This is a genomic window from Verrucosispora sp. SN26_14.1 (assembly GCF_004307965.1).
Lineage (GTDB): Bacteria > Actinomycetota > Actinomycetes > Mycobacteriales > Micromonosporaceae > Micromonospora.
Window position 1 is genome coordinate 1 of the sequence record NZ_SISL01000373.1, and the last position, 5,794, is coordinate 5,794.

Below are 5,794 nucleotides of genomic sequence, written 5' to 3' on the forward strand. Positions count from 1 at the left end.
ACAGGGGTGGTGGTGGTCGCCGACGGCGCGTTGGCGCCGGTGCAGGCGTTGCTGCGGTGGGATCCGGGCTGGTTCGCCGCCCGGGAGTTGGCCGAGCGGCGGGAGTTGGGCTTCCCGCCCGCGATGCGGATGGCCAGCGTGACCGGGCTGCCGGTGGCGGTGGCCGACCTGCTGGCGCAGGCGCGGCTGCCGGAGGAGGCGGAACTGCTCGGCCCGGTGCCGGCCGACGGCGACCGGGAACGGATGCTGGTCCGGGTGCCCCGGGCGCGGGCGGCGGCCATGGCCGAGGCGTTGCACGCGGCGGCGGGGTCGCGCACCGCCCGCAAGGCCGCCGAACCGGTACGCCTCCAGGTCGACCCGCTCACGCTGTTCTGACGCCGAACGGTGACGCTGAGTGACTGTCGGTCGCCGGATGTGACCTGATCCTCGCGTGTGGTGTCGACGCGCCGCTCCCGAGTTGCGCGCGCGGGAGTCCCGTGGTCAAGGTGGTAGCATCGCCCGTCATGCCGGGGCGCACGACGAGTCCAGGTCGTGACGCGGCGTCAGGCACGTGGAGCCGGAGTTGTCGCGGGTCGGCGTGGTGACGGCGGGACCGGGTCGGTCCGGCGCGATATCGATGACGATCCAGTACAGCCGGTGATCAGGGGTGGACCAGTCGTGACCGTTCGTCAGTCGATCGTCTTCAACGGTGACCTCGGCAGCGGCAAGAGCACCGTGTCGGTGGTGATCGCCGAGCGGCTCGGCCTGCGCCGGGTCAGCGTCGGTGACCTGTACCGGCAGATGGCCCAGGAGCGTCAGATGACCGCGCTCCAGCTCAACCTGCACGCCGAACTCGACCAGGCGGTCGACGGCTACGTCGACCAGCTCCAGCGCGACATCGCCGCCTCCGGCGAGAGCCTGGTGATGGACTCGCGGCTGGCCTGGCACTTCTTCACCGACGCGCTCAAGGTGCACATGATCACCGAGCCGGGTGAGGCGGCCCGCCGGGTGCTGCTGCGGCCCTCCGGCCCGGCGGAGAGCTACACCTCGATGGAGGAGGCAAAGGCCAAGCTGCGGGAACGCAGCGAGAGCGAGCGCAACCGCTTCGTGGTCCGGTACGGCGTGGACAAGGCCCGGCTGCGCAACTACGACCTGGTCTGCGACACCACCCGGGCGCCCGCCGGCGAGGTGATCGAGCGGATCGTCGACGCGTACGAGGGCCGGCTCGCCCCGGAGGTGCTGCGCGCCGCGCCGCCGCTGCTGCTGCTCGACCCGGCCCGGGTCTACCCGACCGAGGACGTGACGGAACTGCGCGGGCTCTGGGACTCCAGCGTCGTCGACGAGGTCGTCGCCGCCGGTGAGACCGCCCTGGAGCCGTTGGAGATCGGCTACACCGGCGAGTACTTCTTCGTGGTGGACGGGCACCGTCGCCTCAGCGCCGCGCTGCGCGGCGGGTTCCGGCTGGTGCCCGGCCGGCTGGTGGCCGAGGTCGACGAGCCCGTGGTGGGGGGGATGAGCGCGGTCGACTACTTCGCCGCGCAGGCCCGGCCCAGCCTGATCCACGACTGGGAGGCGGCCCACGACATCCGCCTGCCGCTGCCGGAGCACGCGCTGCTCGGCGGGGACGCGGTGCTGGCGGGGGAGTCCGGCACCGCGGGGTGAACCGCCGCCGTGCGGCGCGGGCATGATGGAACCTCCCGACCCGCAGGAGGCCGCCATGGACGCCGCCGGCACGCTCGCGCTACTCATGTCGCCCACCGGGCGGGTCGATCCCTATCCGGCGTACGAGCGGATGCGTGCTTTCGGGCACGTCGTCCCGGCCGGTCCCGGCTTGTTCGTGGTGACCGGGTACGCCGAGGCCGACGAACTGCTCCGGGACCCGAGTTTCCAGGTGCTCGACGGCGAGTTGCGGGACCAGGTCCTGCCGCAGTGGCGGGAGAGCCCGGCGCTGTCGTCGATCGCCCGGTCGATGCTGCGGACCAACCCGCCGGACCACAGCCGGATGCGGCGCCTGGCGGCGGGCGCGTTCACCCCGCGCCGGATCGCGGGTATGCGGGACGTGGTGTCCGCCCAGGCCGACGAGCTGATCACGGCGATGGCGGCGGCCGGCCGCGACGGCGTACCCGTCGACTTCATGGCCGAGTTCGCCTACCCGCTGCCGGTCGCGGTGATCTGCGAGCTGCTCGGTGTACCGTCCGCCGACCGTCCGCTGTTCCGGCGGTGGGCGGCCGACCTGACCGGGGTCCTGGAACCCGAGATCACCCCGGCGGAGCTGGCCGTGGCCGACGCCGGTGCCACCGAGCTGCGCGACTACTTCACCGAGCTGGTGGCGGCCCGCCGCCGACAGCCGGCCGACGACCTGACCACCGCGCTCGTGCAGGCGCACGACGCCGGTGACCGGCTCTCCGGCGAGGAGCTGCTGGCCAACCTGGTGGTGCTGCTCGTGGCGGGCTTCGAGACCACCACCAACCTGCTCGGCAACGGCCTCGCGGTGCTGCTGGCGCACGCGCGGGAGGCCGACGTGCTGCGCCGCCACCCGGAGCACGCCCCGGCGTACGTCGACGAGCTGCTCCGCTTCGACTCGCCGGTGCAGTTGACCACCCGGACCAGCACCGCGACCGTCCGCCTCGGCGGTGTCGAGGTGCCCGCCGGCAGCTGGATGTTGGTGCTGCTCGGCGCGGCCAACCGCGACCCCCGGCGGTACCCTGAGCCGGCGCGGTTCGACCCGTGGCGGGCCCAGCTCGGCCCGCTCTCCTTCGGTGCCGGCCCGCACTACTGCCTCGGTGCGGGGCTGGCCCGGCTGGAGGCGCAGGTGGCGTTCCCGGCCGTGCTGCGGCGACTGCCCGGGCTGGCTTCGGCGGGCACCCCCCGCCACCGCACCCGGTTGACCCTGCGCGGGTACGACACGCTGCCGGTCACCGTCGGCGAGCTGGCGCCGCACGCCGATCGTGGTGCGCCGACCGGCACCTCCGCGGGCACTCCGTAGACTGGTACGGCACTCCCGTCCCACCGTTAAGGAGCCGACCCGCGTGACCGTTCAGCCCATCCGTCTGTTCGGGGACCCGGTGCTGCGCACGCCGGCCGATCCGGTGGTCGACTTCGACGTCGAGCTGCGTTCGCTCGTCGCCGACCTGACCGACACCATGCGTGAGCGCAACGGCGCCGGCCTCGCCGCGCCGCAGCTCGGGGTGGGCCTGCGGGTGTTCACCTTCGACGTCGACGACGTGCTCGGTCACCTGGTCAACCCGGTGCTGGAGTTCCCCGACGAGGAGGAGCAGGACGGCCCGGAGGGCTGCCTGTCCATCCCCGGGCTGTACTTCGACACCAAGCGACGGCAGAACGTGATCGCCAAGGGCTTCAACGGCTACGGCGACCCGATGCAGATCGTCGGCACCGGCCTGATGGCGCGCTGCGTGCAGCACGAGACCGACCACCTGGACGGGGTGCTCTTCATCGACCGGCTGGACCAGGCCGGCCGCAAGGAGGCGATGAAGGCGATCCGGCAGGCCGAGTGGTACGACGTCGCCGCGCCGCCCACGGTGAAGCTGAGCCCGCACGGCAGCGGCAGCCCCTTCGGTCTGGGGCGGTGAGTCGATGCGCGTGATCTTCGCCGGTACGCCGGCCGTCGCCGTCCCCGCCCTCGCCGCCGTGGCCGCCTCGCGGCACGAGCTGGTGGCCGTCGTCACCCGGCCGGACGCCCCGGCCGGACGCGGTCGTGGCCTGCAACGCTCACCGGTCGGCGCCTGGGCCGACGAGCACGGCGTCGAGGTGCTGACCCCGGCCCGTCCCCGGGAGCCGGAGTTCCTGGAGCGGCTGCGCGAGCTGGCACCGGACTGCGTGCCGGTGGTCGCCTACGGCGCGCTGGTGCCCCCCGTGGCGCTGGAGATCCCCCGGCACGGCTGGGTGAACCTGCACTTCTCGCTGCTGCCGGCCTGGCGGGGTGCCGCACCCGTGCAGCACGCCGTGCTGCACGGCGACGAGCTGACCGGGGCCAGCGTCTTCCAGTTGGAGGAGGGGCTGGACACCGGGCCGGTGTACGGCACCCTGACCGACGAGATCCGACCCGCCGACACCTCCGGCGACCTGCTGGAGCGGCTGGCAGACAGCGGTTCCGGGCTGTTGGTGGCGGTGCTGGACGCGCTGGAGGACGGCACCGCCCGCGCCGAACCGCAGCCCGCCGACGGGGTCTCGCTGGCCCCGAAGCTGACCGTCGAGGATGCCCGGGTGCGCTGGGCCGACCCGGCGTTCGCGGTGGACCGCCGGATCCGCGCCTGCACCCCGGCGCCCGGCCCGTGGACGACCTTCCGGGACGAGCGGGTGAAGCTCGGCCCGGTCACCCCGGCACCCGACGGCCCCGATCTCAAGCCCGGTGAGCTGCTGGTGGAGAAGGCGCGGGTGCTGGCCGGCACGGCCACCGTCCCGGTCCGCCTCGGCGAGGTGCGGGCGGCGGGCAAGCGGGTCATGCCGGCGACCGACTGGGCACGCGGTGTCCGGGTCGCCACCGGGGAGGAGTTCGCGTGAGGGAGACCACCGCTCGTCGAGGGCCCGAGCGCCGTGGCCCCCGGAGCGGGCGCAACGCCGCGGACCGGCCACGTCACGCCGCGTACGAGGCGGTCGCGGCGGTGCACCGGGACGACGCGTACGCCAACCTGGTGCTGCCGGCGATCCTGCGCGACGAGGGACTGATCGGCCGGGACGCCGCCTTCGCCACCGAGCTGACCTACGGCACGCTGCGCCACGTCGGCACGCTCGACGCGATCCTCACCGCCGCCGCCGGTCGGGACGTGCAGCGGATCGATCCGCCGGTCCGTGACGCGTTGCGGATCGGCGCGTACCAACTCCTGCACACCCGGGTGCCCGCCCACGCGGCGGTGTCGTCCACCGTCGACCTGGTGCGGGTGGTGGGCCCGGGGGCCACCGGCTTCGCCAACGCGGTGCTGCGCGAGGTCGCCGAGCGCGACAACGAGGCATGGGTGGCCCGGCTGGCACCGCCGCTGGAGACCGACCCGATCGGTCACCTCGCCCTCGCCTACAGCCATCCACAGTGGATCGTCCGGGCGTTCTCCGAGGCGCTCGGCGGGGACCTCGGCGAGACCACCCGACTGCTGATCGAGGACAACGAGCGCCCGCCGGTGCACCTGTGCGCGCGGCCGGGCCGGGCCGACCCGGTCGAACTCGCCGACGAGGTGCGTGGCGCTCCGGGCGCCTTCTCGCCGTACGCGGTCTATCTCGGCGGCGGTGCCCCCGGCGACCTGGCGGCGGTGGTCGACGGCCGGGCGCACGTGCAGGACGAGGGGTCCCAGTTGGTGGCCGATGCCCTCGCCGCCGCGCCGCTGGACGGGCCGGACGGCCGCTGGCTCGACCTCTGCGCCGGTCCCGGCGGCAAGTCGGGGCTGCTCGGCGCGATCGCCGCGCAGCGGGACGCGCGGTTGACCGCGGTGGAGGTGGCCGAGCACCGGGCCCGACTGGTCGAGAACGCGACCCGGGGGCTGCCGGTGACCGTGCTGCACACCGACGGCCGGCTGGTCGGCGGCGAGCCGAAGCTGCCGGAGGAACACTTCGACCGGGTGCTGGTCGACGCGCCCTGCACCGGCCTGGGCTCGCTGCGTCGCCGGCCGGAGTCGCGCTGGCGGCGCCAGCCGTCGGACCTGCCCGCCCTGACCCGGTTGCAGCGTGAGCTGCTCACCGCCGGGCTGCGGGCGGTACGCCCCGGCGGGGTGGTGGCGTACGTGACCTGCTCGCCGCACGTGGTGGAGACGCACGTGACGGTCACCGAGGCGGCCCGCCGCTGCGGCGCGCCGGTGGACTTCGTGGA

At 74.4% G+C, this 5,794-nt stretch carries 5 protein-coding genes and 1 pseudogene; all 6 read left to right on the plus strand.

Going from position 1 to position 5,794, the window contains the following annotated elements:
* A pseudogene (locus tag EYA84_RS24720) lies at positions 1-375 on the plus strand (primosome assembly protein PriA); the annotation flags it as partial.
* A gap of 282 nt (positions 376-657) precedes the next feature.
* Positions 658-1,641: an AAA family ATPase gene (locus EYA84_RS24725; RefSeq protein ID WP_131055808.1), complete on the plus strand. Its 984-nt coding sequence runs from the start codon at positions 658-660 to the stop codon at positions 1,639-1,641.
* A gap of 55 nt (positions 1,642-1,696) precedes the next feature.
* Complete coding sequence (locus EYA84_RS24730; RefSeq protein WP_131055814.1) at positions 1,697-2,965, plus strand: cytochrome P450; 1,269 nt, start codon at positions 1,697-1,699, stop codon at positions 2,963-2,965.
* Between the two features lie 43 nt (positions 2,966-3,008).
* The gene (gene def, locus EYA84_RS24735; protein WP_131055810.1) at positions 3,009-3,569 is read left to right on the plus strand and encodes a peptide deformylase; all 561 of its coding nucleotides are present in this window, start codon (positions 3,009-3,011) and stop codon (positions 3,567-3,569) included.
* Positions 3,570-3,573: 4 nt separating this feature from the next.
* Positions 3,574-4,500 (plus strand): methionyl-tRNA formyltransferase, encoded by a 927-nt coding sequence (gene fmt / locus EYA84_RS24740; RefSeq protein WP_131055812.1) that lies wholly within the window; start codon positions 3,574-3,576, stop codon positions 4,498-4,500.
* Positions 4,497-5,794, plus strand: a 1,298-nt coding sequence (locus tag EYA84_RS24745; RefSeq protein WP_394347610.1) for an RsmB/NOP family class I SAM-dependent RNA methyltransferase, incomplete at its 3' end; no start/stop codon positions are given. The genes fmt and EYA84_RS24745, both read left to right, overlap by 4 nt.